The organism is Nocardia sp. CDC519, from assembly GCF_059509835.1.
This window is the reverse complement of the sequence record NZ_CM183377.1, coordinates 570,552-592,301: the sequence shown is the minus strand read 5'-3', so window position 1 is coordinate 592,301 and position 21,750 is coordinate 570,552. Positions and strand designations below refer to the sequence as shown.

The 21,750-nt window shown below is 67.8% G+C and carries 23 protein-coding genes; 15 read left to right on the top strand and 8 right to left on the bottom strand.

Translation table 11 applies throughout. The features are described 5' to 3' along the window. Positions 1 to 8: 8 nt before the first annotated feature. The 5 genes from AC5W7N_RS02535 to AC5W7N_RS02515 all read left to right on the top strand — a co-directional run bounded on the left by AC5W7N_RS02535 (position 9) and on the right by AC5W7N_RS02515 (position 4,873). A complete protein-coding gene (locus tag AC5W7N_RS02535; RefSeq protein WP_490724533.1) occupies positions 9 to 1,070 on the top strand; it encodes an acyl-CoA dehydrogenase family protein in 1,062 nt (353 codons plus the stop codon). Further along, positions 1,055 to 2,218, top strand: a complete 1,164-nt coding sequence (locus AC5W7N_RS02530) for an acyl-CoA dehydrogenase family protein (protein ID WP_163813607.1) — start codon at positions 1,055 to 1,057, stop codon at positions 2,216 to 2,218. Before AC5W7N_RS02535 ends, AC5W7N_RS02530 begins: the two co-directional genes overlap by 16 nt. Positions 2,219 to 2,246: 28 nt before the next feature. After that, positions 2,247 to 3,197: a bifunctional MaoC family dehydratase N-terminal/OB-fold nucleic acid binding domain-containing protein gene (locus tag AC5W7N_RS02525; RefSeq protein WP_163813606.1), complete on the top strand. Its 951-nt coding sequence runs from the start codon at positions 2,247 to 2,249 to the stop codon at positions 3,195 to 3,197. A gap of 80 nt (positions 3,198 to 3,277) precedes the next feature. Continuing rightward, a complete protein-coding gene (locus tag AC5W7N_RS02520; protein WP_324197411.1) occupies positions 3,278 to 3,691 on the top strand; it encodes a MaoC family dehydratase in 414 nt (137 codons plus the stop codon). Then, on the top strand, positions 3,692 to 4,873 hold the full coding sequence (locus tag AC5W7N_RS02515) for a lipid-transfer protein (protein WP_195020523.1): 1,182 nt from the start codon (positions 3,692 to 3,694) through the stop codon (positions 4,871 to 4,873). 92 nt (positions 4,874 to 4,965) lie between these two features. Here the strand turns inward: AC5W7N_RS02515 and AC5W7N_RS02510 are convergent, their stop codons facing one another. Next, complete coding sequence (locus tag AC5W7N_RS02510) at positions 4,966 to 5,574, bottom strand: TetR/AcrR family transcriptional regulator (protein ID WP_195020524.1); 609 nt, start codon at positions 5,572 to 5,574, stop codon at positions 4,966 to 4,968. A gap of 313 nt (positions 5,575 to 5,887) precedes the next feature. On the opposite strand from AC5W7N_RS02510, the gene zapE reads away from it, so the two are divergent. From zapE to AC5W7N_RS02470, 8 genes are all read left to right on the top strand, one after another. Then, the gene (gene zapE, locus AC5W7N_RS02505) at positions 5,888 to 7,351 is read left to right on the top strand and encodes a cell division protein ZapE (RefSeq protein ID WP_228815238.1); all 1,464 of its coding nucleotides are present in this window, start codon (positions 5,888 to 5,890) and stop codon (positions 7,349 to 7,351) included. A gap of 178 nt (positions 7,352 to 7,529) precedes the next feature. Further along, positions 7,530 to 8,456 carry a DUF4129 domain-containing protein gene (locus AC5W7N_RS02500; RefSeq protein WP_324197383.1) on the top strand — a complete coding sequence of 309 codons (927 nt, stop codon included), beginning with the start codon at positions 7,530 to 7,532 and terminating at the stop codon, positions 8,454 to 8,456. Beyond that, the gene (locus tag AC5W7N_RS02495; protein WP_195020526.1) at positions 8,453 to 8,950 is read left to right on the top strand and encodes a hypothetical protein; all 498 of its coding nucleotides are present in this window, start codon (positions 8,453 to 8,455) and stop codon (positions 8,948 to 8,950) included. Before AC5W7N_RS02500 ends, AC5W7N_RS02495 begins: the two co-directional genes overlap by 4 nt. 28 nt (positions 8,951 to 8,978) lie before the next feature. Continuing rightward, entirely contained in the window at positions 8,979 to 9,941 is a 963-nt protein-coding gene (locus tag AC5W7N_RS02490) for an AAA family ATPase (protein ID WP_036532548.1), read from the top strand. Next, positions 9,938 to 11,212: a DUF58 domain-containing protein gene (locus tag AC5W7N_RS02485; RefSeq protein ID WP_163813600.1), complete on the top strand. Its 1,275-nt coding sequence runs from the start codon at positions 9,938 to 9,940 to the stop codon at positions 11,210 to 11,212. The genes AC5W7N_RS02490 and AC5W7N_RS02485 overlap by 4 nt, the downstream gene beginning before the upstream one ends. Further along, positions 11,209 to 11,661, top strand: coding sequence for a hypothetical protein (locus AC5W7N_RS02480; protein ID WP_195006922.1), 453 nt, complete (start codon positions 11,209 to 11,211; stop codon positions 11,659 to 11,661). Before AC5W7N_RS02485 ends, AC5W7N_RS02480 begins: the two co-directional genes overlap by 4 nt. Positions 11,662 to 11,820: 159 nt before the next feature. Further along, complete coding sequence (locus tag AC5W7N_RS02475) at positions 11,821 to 12,246, top strand: DUF4189 domain-containing protein (RefSeq protein WP_194992322.1); 426 nt, start codon at positions 11,821 to 11,823, stop codon at positions 12,244 to 12,246. A gap of 312 nt (positions 12,247 to 12,558) precedes the next feature. Continuing rightward, positions 12,559 to 13,752: an MFS transporter gene (locus tag AC5W7N_RS02470; protein WP_195020527.1), complete on the top strand. Its 1,194-nt coding sequence runs from the start codon at positions 12,559 to 12,561 to the stop codon at positions 13,750 to 13,752. A 3-nt stretch (positions 13,753 to 13,755) separates the two neighbouring features. Here AC5W7N_RS02470 and AC5W7N_RS02465 read toward each other — a convergent pair whose 3' ends face one another. The 5 genes from AC5W7N_RS02465 to AC5W7N_RS02445 all read right to left on the bottom strand — a co-directional run bounded on the left by AC5W7N_RS02465 (position 13,756) and on the right by AC5W7N_RS02445 (position 18,736). Next, entirely contained in the window at positions 13,756 to 14,589 is an 834-nt protein-coding gene (locus tag AC5W7N_RS02465; RefSeq protein WP_195020528.1) for a helix-turn-helix domain-containing protein, read from the bottom strand. Between the two features lie 119 nt (positions 14,590 to 14,708). Then, on the bottom strand, positions 14,709 to 14,876 hold the full coding sequence (locus tag AC5W7N_RS02460; protein WP_195020951.1) for a hypothetical protein: 168 nt from the start codon (positions 14,874 to 14,876) through the stop codon (positions 14,709 to 14,711). Positions 14,877 to 15,869: 993 nt separating this feature from the next. Continuing rightward, positions 15,870 to 16,313, bottom strand: a complete 444-nt coding sequence (locus tag AC5W7N_RS02455; RefSeq protein WP_194992325.1) for a DUF4254 domain-containing protein — start codon at positions 16,311 to 16,313, stop codon at positions 15,870 to 15,872. Positions 16,314 to 16,434: 121 nt separating this feature from the next. Then, positions 16,435 to 17,217 (bottom strand): ESX secretion-associated protein EspG, encoded by a 783-nt coding sequence (locus AC5W7N_RS02450; protein ID WP_195020529.1) that lies wholly within the window; start codon positions 17,215 to 17,217, stop codon positions 16,435 to 16,437. 178 nt (positions 17,218 to 17,395) lie between these two features. Beyond that, a complete protein-coding gene (locus tag AC5W7N_RS02445) occupies positions 17,396 to 18,736 on the bottom strand; it encodes a hypothetical protein (RefSeq protein WP_195020530.1) in 1,341 nt (446 codons plus the stop codon). 456 nt (positions 18,737 to 19,192) lie between these two features. Between AC5W7N_RS02445 and AC5W7N_RS02440 the strand changes: the two genes are divergently transcribed. Further along, complete coding sequence (locus tag AC5W7N_RS02440) at positions 19,193 to 19,699, top strand: DUF3558 domain-containing protein (protein WP_495923171.1); 507 nt, start codon at positions 19,193 to 19,195, stop codon at positions 19,697 to 19,699. 8 nt (positions 19,700 to 19,707) lie between these two features. Next, positions 19,708 to 20,109: a hypothetical protein gene (locus tag AC5W7N_RS02435; protein WP_195020532.1), complete on the top strand. Its 402-nt coding sequence runs from the start codon at positions 19,708 to 19,710 to the stop codon at positions 20,107 to 20,109. A 155-nt stretch (positions 20,110 to 20,264) separates the two neighbouring features. Here the strand turns inward: AC5W7N_RS02435 and AC5W7N_RS02430 are convergent, their stop codons facing one another. Then, complete coding sequence (locus AC5W7N_RS02430; RefSeq protein ID WP_195020533.1) at positions 20,265 to 20,471, bottom strand: DUF397 domain-containing protein; 207 nt, start codon at positions 20,469 to 20,471, stop codon at positions 20,265 to 20,267. Next, positions 20,468 to 21,349: a helix-turn-helix domain-containing protein gene (locus tag AC5W7N_RS02425; protein ID WP_490724535.1), complete on the bottom strand. Its 882-nt coding sequence runs from the start codon at positions 21,347 to 21,349 to the stop codon at positions 20,468 to 20,470. The genes AC5W7N_RS02430 and AC5W7N_RS02425 overlap by 4 nt, the downstream gene beginning before the upstream one ends. Positions 21,350 to 21,750 lie beyond the last annotated feature (401 nt).

Below are 21,750 nucleotides of genomic sequence, written 5' to 3'. Positions count from 1 at the left end.
AGATAAGCGTGGACTTCACCAGAGACGAGGCCCAGGACGCCGTGGCCGAGGTCGTCGTGAGCTTGCTGGAGCGGGAATCGGCCCGCGAGGCCGACCTGTGGCAGCCGTTCGTGGACACCGGCCTGCCCGCGGTGGCGCTGCCGGAGCGGTTCGGCGGTGACGAGATGGGCGTGGCCGCGGTCTCGGTGCTGCTCACCGAATTGGCCATCGACGCGGTCGCCATCCCGGCGCTGCCGACCTTCGGTTTCGGTGTGCTGCCGCTGCTCGGCGCGCCGGATGTGGTGGCGGAGAAGGTATTTCCCGCCGTCGCCGAGGGCGCCGTGCTCACCGCGGCGCTGCACGAACCCGGTGCGCCGTTCACCACCAAGCCAGCGACCAAGGCCGTCGCCGAGGGCGGCAAGGTGCGCATCACCGGCCACAAGGTGGCGGTGCCCTACGCCGAGCAGGCCCGCTGGATCCTGGTGCCGACCGAGGTCGGTGTCGCCGTGGTCGACGCGGCCGCCGCCGGCGTCACCCGCACCGCGTCGCCGGTATCGGGTGCGGTGCCGGAGTACACGCTGCATTTCGATTCGGTCGAGATCCCGGCCGAATGGTTGCTGCCGGAAGCACTGGCCGATCTACATCGCTGTGCACTGGCCTCGATCGGCGCCGTCGCCGATGGCCTGCTGGAGGGCGCGCTGAAGCTCACCGCCGAGCATGTGCGCACCCGACATCAGTTCGGCAGGCCGCTGGCCGAGTTCCAGGCGGTGGCTCAGCAGATCGCGGACCTGTACGTGGTCTCGCGCACCCTGCACGCCGCCGCCCTGTCCGCGAACTGGGCGCTGGCCCAGGACGATTCGAGCCCCGATCACCAGTCCAGGATCGACGACGATCTGGACGTGCTCGCCTACACCGTGGCCGCGGAACTGCCGCGCGCCATGCAGAAGTGCCATCACCTGCACGGTGGCATCGGCGTCGACGTGACGCATTCGATGCACCGCTACTACTCCCAGGCCAAAGATCTCGCCCGCTGGCTGGGCGGCGAGTCGCTGCGCCTCGACCGATTGGGGGCCAGATGTTCATCGATCTGACCATCGAGCAGCGCAAGCTGCGTGACGAATTACGTTCCTACTTCGCCGATCTCGTCACGCCCGAAGAAGAAGCCGCGATGGCGGTGAACCGGCACGGTGACGCCTACCGCGAGGTGGTGCGCCGGATGGGGCGCGACGGCTGGCTCGGCGTCGGCTGGCCCAAGGAGTACGGCGGGCAGGGTTTCGGGCCGGTCGAACAGCAGATCTTCTTCAACGAGGCCGTCCGCGCCGACGTACCGTTGCCGCTGGTCACCCTGTTGACCGTGGGCCCGACGCTGCAGCAGTTCGGCACCGAGGAGCAGAAGCAGAAGTTCCTGCCGGGCATCCTGTCCGGCGATATCCATTTCGCCATCGGCTACTCCGAACCGGAGGCAGGCACCGACCTGGCCGCCCTGCGCACCAGTGCGGTGCGCGACGAGTCCGGCGACTGGATCGTCAACGGGCAGAAGATCTTCACCACCGGCGCACACGAGGCCGATTACATCTGGCTGGCCTGCCGCACCGGTTCGGTGGAATCGCGCCACCGCGGCATCACCATCCTGATCGCCGACACCAAGGACCCCGGCTACTCCTGGACGCCGATCATCACCTGCGACGGCGCCCACCACACCAACGCCACCTACTTCGACAATGTGCGCGTCCCGGCGAACATGCTGGTCGGCGAGGAAAACCGGGGCTGGAAGCTGATCACCACCCAGCTCAACCACGAGCGGGTCAGTCTCGGGCCGTCCGGCAAGATCGAGCAGCTCTACGACAAGGTCGTCACCTGGGCCCGCCCGCGCGGCCTGCTCGACGAGCCCGACGTCTGCCGCTCGCTCGGCCGCATCCACGCCATGGTGCGGTTGAACGAACTGCTGAACTGGCAGGTCGCCGCCACCCACGGCAGCGGCGACGAAGCCCAGGTGATCGCCGACGCCTCGGCCACCAAGGTCTACTCCACCGAATCGCTGCAAGAGGCGGGGCGGCTGGCCGAGGAGATCGTCGGCCGCTACGGCGATCCGGCCGAACCGGCCACCGCCGAACTGCTGACCTGGCTGGATCGGCGCACCAAACAGAACCTGGTCGTCACCTTCGGCGGCGGCGTGAACGAGGTCATGCGTGAGCTCGTCGCCACCGCCGGTCTGCGCTTGCCGCGCGTGCCCAGATAGCAAGCATCAACCAACGAAGGAGCAGCGCGTGCCGGAAACACTCACTCCGGAAGCGATCATCGCGGCCGGTGAGAAGATCATCGCCGGGGGCGAATCCTCGCATCGCGCGGGCCGCGACCCGGTCAACCAGCCGATGATCAACAACTGGCTGGAGGCGATCGGCGACAAGAATCCCGTCTACGTCGACGAGGACGCCGCCCGCGCCGCCGGTTTCGCCGGAATCGTCGCCCCGCCGGCCATGGCCCAGGTGTGGACCATGCCCGGCCTGCACGGCCACCGCGCCCCCGACGATCCGATGAACGCCACCATGGCGCTGCTCGACGAGGCCGGTTTCACCTCCGTCGTCGGCACCAACTGTGAGCAGACCTACCACCGGTACCTGGTGCCGGGCGAGCAGGTCACCGTCACCAGCGCGCTCACCGACATCACCGGGCCCAAGCGCACCGGGCTGGGGGAGGGCTGGTTCATCACCTTCGCCACCCGCTGGTACGTCGGTGACGAGCTGGTCACCGAAATGCTGTTCCGGATGCTGAAATTCGCGCCGGGCACCGCGAAGCCGGCCACCGAGCCCGAGCCCGATCTGTCGGCGCGGGTGCGTCCGCTGGTCTCGCGCGATACCGAATTCTTCTGGGCCGGAACGCGTGCCGGTGAGCTGCGCATCCAGCGCATGCCAGACGGGACGCTGCGCCATCCGCCGGTGCCCGCGATCTGGCAGGACAAATCCGAGCCGGTCGACTACCTGGTCGCCTCGGGACGCGGCACAGTCTTCAGCTACGTCGTGCATCACGCCCCGAAGGTGCCGGGCCGTCAGCTGCCGTTCGTGGTGGCGCTGGTCGAATTGGCGGAAGGCGTGCGCATGCTCGGTGAACTGCGGGGCATCGAACCCGGCAAGGTCGAGGTCGGACTGCCGGTGCAGGTGGACTTCGAGAAACTCGACGACGAGACGGCACTGCCGTTCTGGAAGGTGATCGCCGCATGAGCGGGTCAGCGCCCGTAGGAGGCAGCTTGCGTAACCACGGAGGGCGTCCCGCTCATGCGAATGGGCACGAGCCCGCCACCATCGAACCGGCCACCATCGCGGTCGGTACCGAATTGCCGGAGCTGGTGATCCACGCCGATCCCACCTTCGTCATCAGTTCCGCGCTGGCCACCCGGGATTTCCAGGATGTGCACCACGATCGCGACAAGGCGGTCGAGCGCGGCTCCAAGGACATCTTCGTCAACATCCTCACCGATACCGGGCTGGTGCAACGCTTCGTCACCGATTGGTCGGGGCCGCGCACCATCGTCAAGAAGATCGCGCTGCGCCTCGGGGTTCCGCTGTACGCCGGCGACACCCTCACCCTCACCGGGAAGGTCACCGCCATCGACGGCGACGACATCCACCTCGCCGTCACCGGGCGCGACAGCCTGGGCGACCACATCGTCGCCACCGTCGTGATCGCCATTCGTTCTTCGGAAGCAGGTGCCTAGATGAGTGCACAGTCGGCGCTGTCCGGCCGGGCGGCGATCGCGGGAATCGGCGCCACCGATTTCTCCAAGGATTCCGGGCGCAGTGAATTGCGGCTGGCCGCCGAGGCCGTCACTGCGGCCCTCGCGGACGCGGGCTTGACGCCCGCCGACGTCGACGGCCTGACCACCTTCACCATGGACACCAACACCCAGGCCGCGGTCGCGCGGGCGGTGGGGATTCCGCAGCTGAAGTTCTTCAGCGACATCCGCTACGGCGGCGGGGCCGCGTGTGCCACGGTGCAGCAGGCTGCCATAGCCGTGGCCACCGGGGTGGCCGATGTGGTGGTGGCGTATCGGGCGTTCAACGAGCGCTCGGAATCGCGGTTCGGGCAGTTCTCCACCGCTCTGGCGACCGCCCCCACCTCCTCGGGTGTGGATGCGGGCTGGTCGTATCCGCACGGTCTCGGCACCCCGGCCGCGCAGGTCGCCATGGTCGCGCGCCGCTATATGCACGTATACGGCGCCACCAGCGAGGATTTCGGCCGCATCGCCGTCGCCGACCGCAAACACGCGGCGGTGAACCCGAATGCCTTCTTCTACGGCAAGCCGATCACGCTCGAGGATCACCAGAATTCCCGCTGGATCGCCGAGCCGCTGCATTTGCTGGATTGCTGCCAGGAATCCGACGGCGGCGTCGCCATCGTGGTCACCAGCGTCGAGCGGGCCAAGGATTTGCCCAACCGTCCCGCCGTCATCACCGCCGCCGCCCAAGGCAGCGGAGCCGACCAATACGTGATGACCAGCTACTACCGCGACGCCATGACCGGCCTGCCCGAAATGGGCTTGGTCGGCGACCAGCTGTGGGCCCAGAGCGGCCTGCGTCCGGAGGACATGCAGGCGGCCATCCTCTACGACCACTTCACCCCGTTCGTCCTGATGCAGCTCGAGGAACTCGGCTTCTGCCCCCGCGGCGAAGCCAAGAACTTCATCGCCGACGGCGCGATCGAACTCGGCGGCCGCCTGCCCCTCAACACCCACGGCGGCCAACTCGGCGAGGCCTACATCCACGGCATGAACGGCATCGCCGAAGCCGTCCGCCAGATCCGCGGCACGTCGGTGAACCAGGTCGAAGACCTCACCAACATTCTGGTCACCGCGGGGACGGGCGTCCCGACCTCGGGTCTGGTGCTCAGCGCCGCCTGAGTCACCGAGGGTCACATGGCCGAGAGGTCTTCTCGGCGTTTGGATGACGACGACCCGTGGCAGCGTGCGCGTGGCGGACCATCGGACAACGATCAGGGGAGTGCCCCGCGCAGGTAGGCGCTGAGAACGCCGGCGAGCTGGACCGCGCTGTCCGGAGTGCCGGTAGGTAGGCCGGTCCGTGCCCCGGCGAAGCGGTCGAAGGTGGCGCCTTCGATGACGGCGATGAAGTCGGCGGCCGCGGTGTCCGGGTCCTCGGCGCCCAGGTGCTCGAACAGGGCGCGGGCGCGGGGGTGGGAGAAGAGGCTGCCGACGAGGCGGCGGTGCAGTTCGGGGTCGGCGCTCAGTTCGATGGTGAGCGCGTAGCGGACGATCAGGTGCGCGCGGCGGCGGGCCAGCAGGTCGTCCAGCCAGGCGCCGATTCCGCCCGCCAGTTGGGCGATCACCTGCGCATGATCGCCTGCCTCCGGCGTCGGCGGGTTGTCGGGGAATGCGGCGAGGAAGTCATCGCGGGTGCGTGCGGTGATGTGGTCGACCACTGCCTCGAGTAGGGCGCGTTTGGTGCGGAAGTAGTACGAGGTCGAGCCCGCGGGCAGGGCGAGCGCGTTGTCGAGGGCGCGATGCGTGAGCGCGCGAATACCCTGCGCGGCAATGAGTTCGATCGCCGCATCGACGATCAGTGTGCGTCGATCCTGAAGAGCCATCCCTCGTCCTTTTCGGTTCCTGCCGGGAGCCCCGACCGCCGCGCCCGTTCGTGTCGGCCCCCACCGTTCGTGTCGGCGGGCCCGGCTCGTGTCGGCCGCACGGCTTGTGTGGATTCGCGCTGATCGTGTCGGCGCGCGTCGTTCGTTCGGCCCGGACCGTTTATGTCGGTCGGCGCCGTCCGAAGCGCCCGTGTGGGGCAACCCAGCCTCCGCATGTGCCCGAAACGGACCGACGCCGCAGCAGTCGGTGTGTCCGAGGTAACCATGGCGCCGTGCCGGACCACCACTACTCTACATCTGTAGAGGAGGTGTCATGGAAACAATCCGATGGGACGCCGATCAGGAACGCGCCGCCGCTGCACTCGGCCGGTTGCTGGACCGCCATCATCGCCCGCGCAAACATCATCGCGGCGTCTACCTGCACGGCCGCCCGGGCCGTGGGAAGACCATGGTGATGGACCGCTTCTTCGCCTCCGTCGGCTCGAAACGCAAGCGTCGCTTCCATTTCCACACCTTCTTCGCGAGCCTGCACGCCGAGAACCACGCCCGCGGCTCCATCGACAAGGCCATCGACACCCTGCTCGGCAACGCCCAGCTGGTGTGCTTCGACGAATTCCATGTCCACGACATCGGCGACGCCATGCTCATCGCCCGCATGCTCGATGTTCTGTTCGCCCGCCGCCTGACGCTCGTCGTCACCTCGAACTACGCGCCGGCGGAACTCCTGCCGAACCCGCTGTTCCACGACCATTTCCTGCCCACCATCGAACGCATCGTCGCCGAACTCGACGTCGTATCCCTCGACGGCCCGCTCGACTACCGCACCGTCGCGCACGGCCGCGCGACCGGTTTCCGTGCCGGCCGCTACATCGTCGGCCCGCCGCCGCGCACCGAGCCCGGTTCCGGCCGTATCAGCGGTCCGGCGTCGAGCGCGCCCGGCGATGGTGCACTCCGCCGGTTCGGTCGCATGCCGGATCCGGCCGTACCCGTCGATAGCTGGCCCGGGCGGGTGGGTCGCACGCGAGATCCGGCCGTACCGGTCGATGGCCGGCCCGGGCAGGTCGGTCACCCGCCGGATCCGGTTGTGTCCGTCGATGGCGGGCCCGGGCGGGTGGGTCGCATGCCGGATCCGGCCGTACCCGTCGATGGCGGGCCCGGGCGGGTGGATCGCACGCCAGATCCGGTCGTGCCCGTCGATGGCCGGCCCGGGCACGTCGGTCACCCGCCGGATCCGGTTGTGTCCGCCGATGGCCGGCCCGGTCAGGTGGGTCGCATGCCCGGTCCGGCCGTGCCCTCCCGTGCGAGCGCGCGGATCGAACCCGGCGTAGCGAATGCCCCCGGTCGAGTGCCGGCTGACGGGAACCGTGCCGACGCAGCGGCGGTCCACGATTCGCCGGGCAGCACCGGTCCGCGAGTCGAGGTCGCAGTGGGCAGCCGGACCGTGCGGGCGCTGGCCGTCGACGCCACCACCATCACCCTCGATTTCGCCGACCTGTGCGCCGTCCCCACGTCCGCCGCCGACTATGTCGACCTCGCCGAGCGTTTCCACACCTGGAACCTCTACGGCGTCCCGCTCCTGCGCGAAATCCCACCCGATTGGGCCATGCGTCTGGTCAACCTTGTCGACGTCCTCTACGACGCCGATCGAACCCTCACCGTCTACGCGCAGGCGCCGGTCGCTGAGCTGGTCGACGGCGTGCGCGGCGTGCCGGATATCGCAAGAGCGGCGAGCCGTCTTGGTGAGTTGTCACAAACCGAGGCGGTCGCTGTCAGTTAGCTGAACCAAGGTCCGCCGCGCCCGCCGCGACCTGGGACGGGGCAGTTAAAACGGACGTTCTCCGAAGTAATCGATTCCCTCCCGAGCGGACCGTTCGGCATGTAACTATGTGGCTGTTTTGGGCAGTACACAAGTATGGGGTAACGCAGTGGTCCGGTCGCGAGCGCCGATATCGCGCGTGATCGTGGTGATCACGCTGCTCGTCTGCGCCGTTATCGCCTTGCGCGGCTATCTGCCGGGCGTCACCGAATCCGAGGACGACGGCCCGTCGGCCATGTCCGCCATCGCCGTGGCGCTCATGCCCGTGCTGCTCACGGTGTCGGTGGTCATCCTGCTGGCCGGTGTCATCGCCAGCCAGCACCGGCTGCCGCTGGCCATGCCCGAACCCGATCCGGATACCGATCGCGAACCCTGGAAGCTGGGCCGCGCCGGGCTGATCGTGCTGGGCATCCTCACCGCGCTGGCGCTGCTGTTCGCCCTCGTCTCGGCCGTGTACTTCGTCGGCGTCCAACCGGACGCCGATACCTCGGTCGCGCCCCCGACGGGCACCGCCACCCCGAGCCCGACCACCGGCGATACCCAGCCCTCCGACCCGGCCACCGCTACCGAACCCGCCGAACTCGCGGGCACCGCACTGGTGCTGGCCATCGTCGCCGCCGTGACGTTGGTGGCCGTGGCCATCGCGGGCCTGGTGGTCGTCGCCGTCACCACCCGCCGCACACCCGCCCCCGAACCCGAACCGGTCGCGCCCCCCGCGGAGACCGCTGCCGATTCGCTGGCCCGCGCCGCCGAGATGGGCCTGGCCGCCATGGCCGCACCCGGCCAGGACCCGCGGACCGCGATCATCGCCTGCTACGTCGCCATGGAGCGTGGCCTCTCGGCGGCCCGTTCGGCGGCCCCACTGGCCTCCGACACTCCGATGGAGGTGCTGGCCCGCGCGTTCGAGCACGGCGCCCTGCACGACGCGTCGGCGCGCGAGCTGGTGGCATTGTTCGAAGAGGCCAGGTTCAGCCCCCACTCCATGATGGAATGGCAACGCATGCGCGCCGAACAGTTGCTGCGCATCGTGCTCGCCGACCTGCAAGGGGAGGTGGTGCCCACATGACCCGCCTGAGCATGATCGTGACGGCGGTACTGGTGGTCGTGGTGATCGAGTTGGTCACCCTCGGTCGCGCCCGCGAGGCGATGCTCGCCGCCGCCGGCGTCCCGGTGGCGGTCGCCTTGGCCTGGCTGGTGTGGTCCCTGCTCGGCCGTTCCGGCCCGCGTGAGCCCGAATTGCCCGACGAGATCGAGAACGGCCCCGCCGAGATGCTGCACCGCTGGCATGCCAGGGCGCAGATGCTCGCCGACCGCGCGGACGGCACCCGCGCGGACTGGGACCGCTACCTACGTCCCCTGCTGGCCAAGGAGTTCGAATTGTCGGCCGGAGTGCGGGTCGCCAAGAACCGCAGGGCGATCGAGGCCGCCGGAATCCACCAGTTCGGTACCGAACTGTGGCGTTGGGTGGATCCGGCGAACTCGGAATTGCGTGACCAGGTCGGTCGCGCACCGGGGCGGGAGGCGTTGGACGAGATCCTGCGCCGACTGCAGAGAATGTGAAACGGGTTGAGCAAGTGCGAGTAGACAAATGACGATGCCTTTGGACGTGACCGTCCAACGCAGTGAGGCCGTGTTACGGGAGCTGTCCCGGGTCGTGGTCGGCAAACGAGACGAGTTGCAGCTCATCTTGATCGCGGTGCTCTCCGGCGGGCATGTGCTGATCGAGGACCTGCCCGGCCTCGGCAAAACGCTCATCGCCAGATCGTTCGCCGCCGCGCTGGGCCTGGATTTCGCCAGGGTGCAGTTCACCCCGGATCTGCTGCCAGCGGATCTGCTCGGGTCGACCATCTACGACATGTCGACCGGCCGGTTCACCTTCCGTCGCGGCCCGGTGTTCACCAACATGCTGCTGGCCGACGAGATCAACCGGACCCCGCCGAAGACCCAGGCGGCGCTGCTGGAGGCGATGGCCGAGGGCCAGGTCAGCATCGACGGTGAAACCTTCCCGCTGCCACAGCCTTTCATCGTGCTGGCGACCGACAACCCGATCGAGTACGAAGGCACCTATCCGCTGCCGGAGGCGCAGCTGGACCGGTTCGCCATCCAGTTGCGGCTGGGCTATCTGTCCGAGCGCGATGAAACCCAGATGATCCGGCGCAGGCTCGAACGCGGCGCGACGGTCCCGCAGGTGGGCCAGGTGGTGGACGCGAACGGCCTGATGGAGATGCGGCATTCGGTCGAGTTCGTCACCGTGCACCCGGACGTCGTCGGCTATGTCGTCGCGCTCGCCGCGGCGACCCGCGGCCATCCGCAGGTGGAGGTGGGTGCGAGCCCGCGTGCGGAGTTGGATCTGGTGCAGATGTCACGGGCGCGGGCGCTGCTGCTCGGCCGCGATTACGTCATCCCCGAGGATGTGAAGGCGCTGGCGATTCCGGCCATGGCGCACCGGATCACGCTGCGCCCGGAGATGTGGGTGCGCCGGATCCGGGGTGAGGACGTGATTTCCGAACTGCTGCGTCGACTGCCCGTCCCGCGCGCCGCCACGCCATGAGGCATCGCGACTCGAGCACCGCGCTCGAGGCCGAATTAGAGTGGCGCCCGGCACCATTGGTGTACATGCTGGCCGGATGCGCGGCCGTCGCGCTGGTCCTGGCGATCGCGGTGAACAGCTGGCAGCTGGTGGTGTTCGCGGCGCCGCTGCTCGGGGTGCTGGCCACGGCGCCGTGGCAGCAGTCGCGCACCCGCATCCAGATCGACGGCGGCCCGACCCAGCGCTGCTTCGAGACCGAGGAAGTGGTGCTGACGGTCGCGGCGTTCGTCGAGGAAGGTCATGCGCTGCTGCGCTGCACCCCCGAGCCGACCAAGGGGCTGGAGACGGTGATCGAGGAGGCCAGTGATTCCGGTGCGGCGCCGGCCGGCCTGCGGCTGGCGTTGTCGGCCACGCGATGGGGCCGCTATCCGGTGAACGTGCGGGTATCGGCGTTGAGCCCGGCCGGTCTCGCGGTGGCCACGGTGCGGCGGCCCGCCGGGCAGCTGTTCGTGTACCCGATCACCGATCCACAGCGAATGCGGTTGCCGCGCACCGAACTTCCCGAACGGCTCGGTGTGCACCTGACCCGCAAACACGGGCCGGGTGTGGAGTACGCCGATATCCGCGCGTACGCGCCGGGCGATCAGCTGCGGATCGTGAACTGGCCGGTCAGCGCGCGCCGCGGCCGGCTGTACGTCACCGAGCGGCTCACCAACCGTTCCGCCGACGTCGTCGTGCTGATCGACACCTCCTTGCAGGCGCCCGGCCCGGCCACCGATTCGCTGGAGTTGTCGGTGCGCGGTGCGGCGCAGGTGGTGCAGTCGACGTTGCAGGCGGGCGATCGCACCGCCGTGGTCTGCCTCGGACAGGATCCGCGCTGGCTGCGCCCCGATATCGGCCGCCGCCAGTTCTACCGCATCGTCGACACCGTCCTCGATGTCGGCGACGAGCACATCCCCACCACCGGCACCCTGGCCCCGCACGCCGCCGTGCCGCTGGGCGCGATCGTCATCGCGTTCTCCACCCTGCTCGATACCCAGTTCGCGCTCGCCTTGATCGACCTGCGCAAACGCGGCCACGTCGTGGTGGTGGTCGACGTCCTGCGCGGCACCCCGTTCGCCGAAGGTCTCGACCCGACGCTGGCCCGCATGTGGCAGCTCGAACGCGCCACCATGTACCGCGATATGGGCACCGTCGGCGTCGACATCGTGTCCTGGCCCGAAGACACTCGTTTGGATCAGATCATGCGCCTGCTGCCGCAACACCGCCGAACCGTCCGGGTGCGCCGATGATCCGTTTCCTCGCCGTCCTTTCCGGTGTGCTGCTCATCGGCTCGATCACCCTGATGATCCCGTGGGCGGGCCTGCCCGCCATCGCTCTTGTCGCCGCGGGCTGGTGGTTCCGCCCCGCCGCGGTAGCTGCCGTACTGCTCGCCGTCGGTGTGCTGGCCTGGTCTGACACTGGTGTATTGGCTGCCGCCGCAACAGGTTTGGTGGCCACCGCCTACCTGCTCAATACCGCAACCGTCACCGCCCCGGTAGGCGTGGTCCCGACCACCATCCCCTCCGTCACCGGCGCCGTAGCGTTCACCGTCATCGCCGCGGCCGCTGCCCTGCTACCCCTTCACCTGGCGTGGGTCCCCGTGGCCGCCCCCGTCCTCGTGATCGTGCTGTTCGGCCTGCTCGTCCACAGCATCGCCCGCCGCTCGAACAACGATCGCCGGCCACAACCCGCCCCGTGACCCGAGATCGCGCGGGCGGCACACCGTCGGCACCGACGATCCGGCCCTGCTGAGGCGGACATCGGTCGGCGAATCGGGCAGAAATTGCCCAGCTTTCGGCCGCCTGTAAAGATACGGCGACTCCGGTTCCGGAGCTTTTTCCAGCGGAAAGATCTTTCGATGAGTGTGAAGAACAAGGTCGGCTTTGCCATGGTGGCGTTCGGCCTGGCGGCCGGGTCGGTGTTCGGTGCCGGCTCGGCGAGTGCGGAGGGGCAGTTCGCGGCGATCGCGTTCAGCGGCCAGACCGTGCTGTACGGAGTCAGCGTCGATGAGCCCAGCGATGAGGCTGCGCGCAACGCGGCGCTCGCCAACTGTGGTCAGGCCGACTGCCAGGTGATGATCTCCTGGGCCAACGGCTGTGGCGTGCTGGTGGAGAACAACGAAGGCGTGGCCGCGGCGGCCGGCGCGAACCGGGACGAGGCCGAGCGCGCCGCGTTCCGCAAGCTCGCCGAGCACCACCCGACCGCACTGCTGGCCAATGTCGGCTCGGCCGACCTGAGCGGCGCCAAGGTCGTCGACGTCGTCTGCACCGCCAACGCGCGCTGATCGAGGCAACCGAGCGGGCCCGGGCTCTTCGGGGCCCGGCTCGCCGCGTCGGACGTTGTGACATCGCCGGCGGCCGGCTCTCGTTCGCCGATGCCTACCTGGTGGCCCTGGCCGAGTCCGATCCGGGTTCGCCGGTCGCCTCGTTCGACAAGGGAATCGGCACGGTGGGCACTGTCCGGCGGGTCGAGCCGGGCGCGTGAGGTTGCGCTGGCGCTCTCGGCCTGGGCTACTCCACGGGACACTTGGCGTTTGGGGCGAGTGACTTGGCGTTTCGGTCGCGTGGGGTGGGGTGCGGCGGGCGTTGCCTCTGGCATGACAACGACGACTCTCACCGCCGCACCCTCGGCGCCGGCTTTCGCGCGGCGAGCGTGGCCGGCTCTGCTCACCATGTTCCTCGGCAGCTTCACCCTGGTGACCTCGGAGTTCCTGCCGCCGGGAGTGCTGACCGCGCTCGCGGAGGATCTCCGTGTCCAGGAAGGCGTGGTCGGGCTGTCGGTGAGCGCGACGGCGTTGACCGCGCTGCTGGCGGCGCTCGGGCTGAGTTCGCTGTTCCCGCGGGCCGATCGGCGCACCCTGCTCATGGTGCTGACCGTCGGTGCCGCGGTATCGAACCTGGTTGTGGCACTTGCCCCGAACATCGTCCTGCTGCTGATCGCGCGGCTGATGCTGGGTGTGGCGGTGGGCGGCTACTGGTCGATGGCGCTGGTGATCGCCACCCAACTGGTGCCGGCCGAGCGGCTCGGCAAGGCGATGATGATCGTGAACGCGGGCACCACCGTGGCCACGGTGGCCGGGGTCCCGCTCGGAGTGCTGTTGAGCACGTTCGCCGGATGGCGGGTCGTGTTCGTGGTCGCCGCGGCGCTGACGTTGGTGGCGGCTGTCGCGGTGCAGGTGGTGCTGCCACCGATCGCGCCGACGCAGGGTGTCGGCTGGTCGGCCATGGGTGGCGCCCTGCGCGCACCGGGTGCGGCGCTGGGCCTGATCAGCGTCGTCGCCGTGATCGGCGGACATTTCGCCGGCTACACCTACATCCGTCCGGCGCTCGACGAGCTGCTCGGCGCGGGGCCGACGGCGATCCCGGTGTTGTTGGCGCTGTTCGGCATCGGTGGCCTGGTCGGTAATTTCGTGCTCGGTTCACTCGCCGACCGCCGGCTGAGCATGCTGCTGGTGGCGGTGCCGGTGGCCATCGGCGGCTCACTGCTCGCGATCATCGGTTCCGCCGCCCTCGCCCCGCTCGCCTATGTCGCGGTGGTGATCTGGGGTGGTGCGTTCGGCGGCATCCTCAATGTCGTGCAGGTGTGGGTGTCGCGGGTGCTGCCGGATCGGGTGGAAGCCGGAAGCGGGCTGCTGGTGGGCGGATTCCAGCTCGCGATCATTCTCGGTTCGGCCGTCGGTGGACGTGGGGTGGACGGCATCGGCCTGGCCGCGACCTACGGCGTGGCCGCCGCCGCTGCCGTGTTCGGCGCGATCACGCTGCGCCTGTCGCTGAGCCGGGCCGCCGGCTGACCGCTACGTCGAGGTACCGGCCGCGCGCCGCCATTCCGACGGCGTGCGGCCGGTATGCCTGCGGAACGCCCGCCCGAACGCCGTCTCGGACCGGTATCCAAGGCGCCGGGCCACCGCCCCGACCGAGGCGTCCTGTTCGGTCAGGAACCGCTGCGCTCGTTCGACCCGCAGCTGCGTCAGATAGCGGCCCGGCGTGAGCCCGGTGGCCGCCTGGAACCGCGCGGCGAACCCCGACCGCGAGGCCAGCGCCACCCGTGCGAGCGCTTCGACCGTCCAGTCCTTGCCGGGGTCTGCGTGCATGGCGGCCACCGCCCGCGCCACCCCCGGCTCGTTCACCCGCAACAGCCACCGTTTCGGCGCGCACCCGCGCTGGTGCCAGGATTCGATCGCCATCGATGCGATCAAGGTGGCCACCCGATCGCCCTGCACCCCTTCCGGTTCCGCGCATTCCTCGATGAGGTGCCGCATCATCGTCGCCGCCAGCGGCGTGTGCCTGGCGAACTCGGTGAGCAGCACCCGCTGCGGCAGCGCGGCCATGGCCGCGCCGGTGCGCGCCGGGGCGAGCTGGAGGCGCAGCACGGTGGTTTCGGAGAGCGCGTGCAGCGCGAAGCGATCCTCATGCGGTACGAACAGGAAGTCGCCGGGTGTCAGATCCTCGGACTCGCCGAGTCCTTCGACCCGGATCAGCCCGTCGAGCACCAGGATCGCGTTCGCTCGACCGGACAGGAACTCCCACTCGCCGGCCCCGCGCTCGAACACGTCGCGGCGCACGAACCGCCACTGCAACCCGGCCAGCACTTCGTCGAGGCCACTCCGGCCCGCTTCCACCAGCGCCATCGTGTACTTCCCTCGGTGATCGACTCCTGCCTGATCACGGTACCAAGATCGGCTCGGTGGCGTTCGGTGCGAGAACGGCAGGCCGGAGTCCGATGGTGGCCCGGATTGCCCGGCGCGTTTCACGGAGGCCCGGGGAGCCGGCGCCGCCCGGCCGCGACCTCGGAGGCGAGATCGTCGTAACCCACCGCGAGTTCGGCCAGTCGCTCCCATGCGTCGCCGAGTTCGCCGGAGCCGTCGGCGAGCGCCGCGGCGAGCTGACCGCCGATCGGGTACCGGCCGTATGCCACTGGCAACGCCGTGGTCCCTGCAACTGGGCGGGTCTCTGACCGCAGATTATTCGCGCTACTGCGCCGCGCAGTCAGGCATGCCGAGCCGGATTGCGCTGCGGCGCATCGGATTAGCTGTAGATCGAAGGCGACGTTGCTTGTCCCCTCCCACTCCGATACGCTGCACAGCATGCAGGAGGAGGGGGTGCACACCACCAGGGGGAAGATATGGCGCTGGAACCGAAAGCGCGCAACGGGCATAGTCCTATCCACAGCTGGTGATCAAATCTGGTTCGGCGTGGATTCCTTGTGGGGTAGAAATTTCGACGATATCAACCTCGAGGATGCAGTCGAAGTCGAGTACGAGAATGCTCAGCAGGATTCGCACAGTTTGCGTGCTGTTCGAATAACGTGGATTAATTAGCAGTACCTTATTGCCGGGGGGATGAAATGAATAAGGTTTCTCTAGCTTCAATAGTCGCCGCTATACTGCTGGCTGCGGTGCCAGTATCCGCCGAGGCGGCTCCAAATCCCGTAGACATGGAATTTTCCAGAAGCAAGCCGCACGATGACCATGACAATAATGTGGCGAGATTCACCGGCCAGGTGGACTACAGTACAGGGACTTTCGCTTGGTCCTTGAAGCTCAAGCCCGCCGCTCAGAAGGTCGTGTACGGATCGATGAGCTGTCGAACCACGATAGGCGGAATTGCCGGATACTCGGATAACCATCCTGAAATCCCGCCGGACTATCTACTCCACTCCAGTGTTCGGATCGACCAGGGGCGTTGGTATCGGCTTCGGAGCAGGTGCGACTTCAAGGTATTGACGGATACCGGAATGCAGCCGGGTAATGTCGAAACCGCCGTGGATTTCATCGCGAGATAAGGTGCTGCTGCGAGCTGGCTTGTGGTCGAGGGCTGATGGTGAGTGGCGCCGCAATATCGTCGACGGCGTCAAATTCCTACTATCGGAAGCCGCCTTGGACGAGCGGGGACGCCCGGAGCTGATGCGCTACAGGGGCCCGGGGAGTCGGCGCCGCCCGGCCGCGACCTCGGATGCGAGATCGTCGTAACCCACCGCGAGTTCGGCCAGTCGCTCCCATGCGTCGCCGAGTTCGCCGGAGCCGTCGGCGAGCGCCGCATAGGCCTGGGCGGTGTATCGGGCCAGGCGGTCGACGATGGTGCCGAGGGTTTCGGTGTGCAGGTGCGCGGAACCGGGAGTCGGCGGGATCTGGCTGTTGACCCAGGTGTCGATCGCGCGGATGTGGCGTAGGCGCTCGGCATCGAGGTCGTCGATCGCCTTGCGGTCGTCGATGCTCTCGCGCGCACTGCACAGCCGACGTTCGTGCAACGTGGTGAGCTGATAGGCCAGCCGCAGCATCGGATGATCGGTGTACATCTCGGTGCGGCAGGCGTGCAGGAGGCGATGTTTTTCGGGTAGTGGGTGATTCGGCATCGCGTCTACGAAACACCGTGCGCTGCTATGGGGGGAGGCCGTCCGTCGAGGTTTGTGCCCGCTCCCAGGGTGCCTTCCGTGTCGGCGGGTGTGTGTTATCCGTTCCGGACCTGCGGACCCGCTACCTGCGGGTCCGCAGGTATTCGTCGTGGTCGCGGTCTTCCCGATAGAACCGCTGGGTGATCGAGATCAATCTGCCGATTTCGTTGCCGAGCGCCGCCGGGCTCGCCGGTTTCGCGACGATCGGGTCGCCGGTTTTCACGTAGTAGCGGCCGTCGTCGTAATCCATCCACCAGAAACTGCGGCCGAAGGAGGGGCGTGCGTCGACGGCGGGGCCGGGGAAGACCATGATCTCGCCGAACGAGCGCCGGGTGCGTTTGAAGACCCGGTCCAGCTGCTGGGTGAGGCTCGCCTCGCCGTGGCCGCGCACGTACCGCGAGCGGTCGGCGGCGAGTTCTTCGCGCCGCACCTCGAGCGGCGGCGCGGTGCCGGCCTGCGCTTTCGGCAGTGCCGCAAGGGCTTGCGCGGGCAACTGATCGGCCGCACAGGCGGTGACGACGACGTCACCTCCGATGTCCTCGGCCGTCCCCGCCAACTGCACCAGCGCCGCGCCCGCGTACCCGTTCACGGCCCCGTGGAATCGGTAGGTCGTCCCCGATCCCTGCTCCCCGAAGCCTTTGATCTCCACCCGCGCCTCGGGTTCACGCAGCACCTCGAGCACCCGCATGAGCTCGACGGAGTAGAACCCGTCCAGCAGCTGTGCCACCGCCGCCTCACGCTGCATCCGCAGGTCTTCGAAGCTGTCGGCGACCGGCCGGTAGCGCAGCGGATAGGGGAGGCGATCGGAACCGTAAGCGGACCACAGGATCTGGAATTGCAGGCCGGTGAAACGCCATTCGCTCATGCCCGCACCTCGACGGCACGCGGTGCACTCGGAATCCGCCGGTTCCGGATGCCTCTGCACGGCCGCCAGGATGTAGCGGTCGGGATCCGGCCCGAGGCCGCGCTCGGGCGGCACGATTCGATTCCCGATGCCAGGTGGGGGCCGGCGAGAATGTGGATGGTCGGCTCGTTCATGCGGTTCACCCCTCGCCGATCACCGGCGGCACGGTCTTGGGTATCGAATCCAGCCCGGTGAGTTCCTCGCCGTGTTCCTGGGTGATCAGATAATCCTTGATCCCCGAGGTACCCGACTTCTCCTCGTCCTGGCCGCCGCCCCGCGCGCCGCCCATGCCGCCCATCGGCATACCACCCATACCCATCCGGCCGGCTCCGGCCGCACCACCACGCCCGGCCGCGGCCGGCGCGGGCGCCGCGCCCGACTGGGGCTGCCCACCGCCGGGCAAGCTGCGTCCCGCCCCCGGCTGGCCGCTGCCGCCAGCCGATCCACCGCCGCCCGAACCGCCGCCGCGCCCGGGGAATCCGGAACCCGACCCCGAACCTCCGGAGCCGCCGGGCAGGTAGCCGGTGCCGGTCGGCGTGCCGGTTCCCGTCGTCGTCGGCCGTCCGGTGTCGGTCGGTGTGCTGGTGGTTTGTGGAGTGCTCTGGGTTTCGGTGCTCGCGGCGGTGGTGCCGGTGTCTTCCGGTTCGGTGCTGGTCTCGCCACCGGTGTCCTCGCCACCGCCGGTTTCGCCCGTGCCGCCACCGTTCTCACCGGTACCCCCACCGTTCTCACCCGTGCCGCCACCGTTGTCGCCGCCCCCGCCGCCGTTCTCGCCGCCGCCCTCACCAGGCGGAACGTACGGCTGATCCGGCCCGTCGTCGACGACCTTCGGCGCGGCGGGCAGCACCGGAACACCATGGTCGGTCTGATGCGCGACCTGCCCGTAGACGGTGCGCAGAATCCGCCGCCCCTCGTCCTCGGCTTCTTCGGCGGTGTAATCGCCTTCCTTCATGATCCCGTCGGGCGGAAGAACCTTGCCGTCCAGGTCTTTCGGCGGTTCGGCGGTGGGCATCAGCGCTTTGGTCTGGTGCAGGCCGGTCACCAGCTCGTGCAGCTTGTTACCGACGAGATGGGCAGCGGTGCTGAGCGGTTCTGTGCGGGTCGCATAGGTATTGACCGCCTCGACGGCCTTCGCTCCGGAAACGCCACCCCACGCCGGGGCCTTGCCTTCGCCGCCCACCGTCTTCTGAAATTCGGTGTTGAACGCCGCCGCAGCGTCTTTGATGTCCTTGCCGATCTGCCACCAGGCCGCCCCCGCGGCCTCGACCAGCTCCGGCTTCATCTCGTTGACCTTCTGCACCATCTCGGCCAGCGTCATCGTGTCGTAGTTATCGGGCCCTTTGATCCGCGGATCCTCGTACTGCCCATCGAATGTCGAGGCGACGAGCGCTGTCCCGATATAGATCGCCGACCGATCCTGATTCCACTGCCGCTGCGCATCGATGACTTTGCGCCGGTACTCCTCGTAGTCGTCGCTCATCCCACCCCGCCCTGATCGTGCTCTGGTCGATCCACGCTACCAATCGAGGCCGCTCCGGCACCATTGGCCAGAGCCTCAGTAATCGCCGCCCGGCCCTGGCGCGCGGCGTCCGCCACCGTATGGCGAGGTCGCACAGGCTACCGCGAGTTCGCATAGGTTCTAGCCAGTGCGAGCTCGCTATACGGTGTGCGACCTCCACATCGGCGTGAAGCTCCCGGGGTTGTTGGGGGTCGGGGTGGGCGGTAGCGTGCTGGGGAAATGTGTCGGGTGGGCCGAGCCGGTCGGTGTCGGCTCGCGGCGGCCTTTATGGGTACTGAAGGGGGCTACGTGTCCGTGGACAACAGCGGGTTCCGTTGCGCCGGGCGCGTACGCGGAGCGGTCCTGCTCGCGGCAGCGATGCTCGGGGTTGCCGGGTGCTCCGGGTCGACCGAGGGTTCGCCAACGGCGGTGGAGAGCGTGGCGACCAGCCCGGACAGCGGGCAGACCTCGGGAACCGGGAGCGCGGCGGCCAGTACGAGCGCGAAATCCGACGAGGGGGCGCTGTGGGATCCGTGTGCGCTGCCGGAATCGGCAGTGTCCGGCACCGGAATGGACCCCAGTTCCAAGGAGTCAGGCATCGCAGATGTCGACTTCACCGAAGGCGGCTGGAAGATCTGCACCTGGAAAGCGGATGCAGGTTGGTACTGGCTGACCGTCTCTTCCGGGACACCGACTCTCGATGAGGTAAAGGCTCGCGATGATTTCACCGAGTTCACTGACATCACAGTCGGATCGCATCGCGCCATCCAGTTCCGCAAGTCGGGGTCCGCGCACGACTTGAGGTGCAATATCGCGGTCGAGATTCCGCAGGGCATCGTGATGTTCGCGGCAGGGGCGCGTGCCTCGGTGGGCGCGAAAGAGGACATGTGTCTGGTCGCGAACCGACACGCTGCTGACCTGGGCGAATACCTGCCCGAGAACTAGGGGGAATGGTGAGCGTCCTAGACCTCGGTGGTGTAGACCCGAACCAATGGCGCCAGTTGCTGGACCAGGCAAATGCCGGTGAGCTGACCTTGGACAAGGATGTCGGCGCAGGTCTCGACCTTGTGTGCCGAAACTACCTGGACAAGCTGGACCTCATCTACGACAAAATTCAGCGAGTTACCGATCTCGAAGGCTTCGGCAGCTTTCCCTCAGGTGATGCTTTGCGCGAGAAGTTTTCGTTGAAGGCAACCGGCACGAACCAATCACTCGACGCTGTGCTGAAGGAGCACATCGAGACGGTCAAACTGATTCAGCAGGTCGTCGCCAAGTCGATTGCGAACCTGATCGAGACCGATGATGGCACCGGGCAGCAGGTTACGAAGACTGGTCAGGATATTCCGCAGGGGTAGACCGCGTTGCCCGCTGTCGTGGTCTGATGCCAGGACGGGGGTGGTGATCTGAACCTGGAGATCTCGACGCGGGCGGGAATGGAAGCAAGCATGAGCCCTGGACAGGCTGCCTGCCCAGGGCTCGATGCTTTGATGACGGCCGAACTTGCCGCTTGCTACCGACGTCCGAACTTGCCGCTCGCGATTCCGGCGGTGAATGCGTCCCACGCGCTCGAGCGGAAGACGAGCGCGCCTCCGCTCGGGTTCTTGGAGTCGCGGACGCCCACCAGACCTGCATCCAGGAACGCGACTTCCACGCAGTCCTTGACGGCGTCGCTGCGGCTGCTTTTGAACCACCGGGCGTCAGATAAATCTTTGTTCACTGTAGAAACTCCTTAGCTACCTGGCGGAGCAAGCCCCTGCTATCCACGTCATCCAGCGCAGAATCCTGGAATGCCTTGTACGCCTGATGGTACCGGTGCACATCCTTTGGTTTCTCGAAATACATGTCGCCAACCAGCCCCGGCACGTAGACCACAGGCGGCTCGATGGGAAGGCCCGCGCGGTTGGTACCGAACTCTAGGATCGTGAACTGACCAACCGCACGTCCACCCGGGATGCCCGCCTCGTTGGGCATGACTCGAATGGAGACGTTCGGCCGCGTGCTCAGGTCTGCGAGTCGTTTGAGCTGGGCGGCCATTGTCTTTCTGTCACCGATCGTGCGCCGCAGGACCGGTTCATGTAGGACGATGTCGACATCCGCCGGCTGACGCTTCCGCGTGACGATCATCTGCCGGTATTGCCGTAGCTGGACGCGACGTTCGTGTTCGGCGGGAGTCTCGCCAGGAAGCGCTTCCCGGACCAACGCCCGTGTGTAATCCGCCGTCTGCACAATCCCCGGCACCAACTCCACGTGATACGAAATGAACTTCTGCGCCGCCGCTTCCAACCCCATGTACACGTCGAACGTCTCGGGGATCAGATCCCCGAACTCATGCCACCAGCTCTTCTCGCTCGCCTGCCGCGCCAGCCCGACGTAGGCGGCGACGAGGTGGTCGGGCACCCCGTACAGCTCGCAGGCGGCTTCGACGTGGCCGATGTTGACTCTGTCGTTCTGTCCGTGTTCGAGCCGGTACAGGCTGGTGGAACCGATGCCGAGTAGGCCCGCTGCCTGCGGCTGGCTGAGTCCGGCGCGGGTGCGCCAATCCATCAGATAGCGGCCGAGCTGGCGGCGCGGCACGGTGGATCCGGTGTCCTGCATGGTTTCCTCCCCATCGAGGGCGGGCCGTTCGACCCGCAAACGGGTAGAGCAATGGCACTGCCGCGGAAGCCATGCTGGGCTTTTACCTCATCCGGGCCGCCCGGCCCTTCGCCACCACACCGCGCCCACAGCAGATGGTTCGCTGTTGCACACCAGACACCGCCCTGAAGAACCCCGAACCCAAGATAACACGCTGTGCCGACATGTAATGCGTTATGCCGCAGAAGAATTGGAGTTCGAACCTGCAATATTCAACGACTGAATATTCCACTCCCGATGCTGTAGCTCGTTGCCGCCGGCCATCTTCCGGCTGTCCGTCGCCCGGCGAAATCTGTCATACCCCCGCGCTAGGGTGGCACCACGAGCGATCGACACGGAGCGCGCTCGGATCGTTCCTCGAG

Coding starts and splice junctions, on each gene's coding strand:
- AC5W7N_RS02445 (WP_195020530.1), bottom strand. CDS start 18,736: ATGAGCGACGACTACGAGGAGTACCGGCGCAAAGTCATCGATGCGCAG.
- AC5W7N_RS02510 (WP_195020524.1), bottom strand. CDS start 5,574: ATGGCTCTTCAGGATCGACGCACACTGATCGTCGATGCGGCGATCGAA.
- AC5W7N_RS02490 (WP_036532548.1), top strand. CDS start 8,979: ATGACGATGCCTTTGGACGTGACCGTCCAACGCAGTGAGGCCGTGTTA.
- AC5W7N_RS02485 (WP_163813600.1), top strand. CDS start 9,938: ATGAGGCATCGCGACTCGAGCACCGCGCTCGAGGCCGAATTAGAGTGG.
- AC5W7N_RS02515 (WP_195020523.1), top strand. CDS start 3,692: ATGAGTGCACAGTCGGCGCTGTCCGGCCGGGCGGCGATCGCGGGAATC.
- AC5W7N_RS02425 (WP_490724535.1), bottom strand. CDS start 21,349: ATGCAGGACACCGGATCCACCGTGCCGCGCCGCCAGCTCGGCCGCTAT.
- AC5W7N_RS02470 (WP_195020527.1), top strand. CDS start 12,559: ATGACAACGACGACTCTCACCGCCGCACCCTCGGCGCCGGCTTTCGCG.
- AC5W7N_RS02455 (WP_194992325.1), bottom strand. CDS start 16,313: ATGCCGAATCACCCACTACCCGAAAAACATCGCCTCCTGCACGCCTGC.
- AC5W7N_RS02465 (WP_195020528.1), bottom strand. CDS start 14,589: ATGGCGCTGGTGGAAGCGGGCCGGAGTGGCCTCGACGAAGTGCTGGCC.
- AC5W7N_RS02530 (WP_163813607.1), top strand. CDS start 1,055: ATGTTCATCGATCTGACCATCGAGCAGCGCAAGCTGCGTGACGAATTA.
- AC5W7N_RS02475 (WP_194992322.1), top strand. CDS start 11,821: ATGAGTGTGAAGAACAAGGTCGGCTTTGCCATGGTGGCGTTCGGCCTG.
- AC5W7N_RS02450 (WP_195020529.1), bottom strand. CDS start 17,217: ATGAGCGAATGGCGTTTCACCGGCCTGCAATTCCAGATCCTGTGGTCC.
- zapE (WP_228815238.1), top strand. CDS start 5,888: ATGGAAACAATCCGATGGGACGCCGATCAGGAACGCGCCGCCGCTGCA.
- AC5W7N_RS02480 (WP_195006922.1), top strand. CDS start 11,209: ATGATCCGTTTCCTCGCCGTCCTTTCCGGTGTGCTGCTCATCGGCTCG.
- AC5W7N_RS02495 (WP_195020526.1), top strand. CDS start 8,453: ATGACCCGCCTGAGCATGATCGTGACGGCGGTACTGGTGGTCGTGGTG.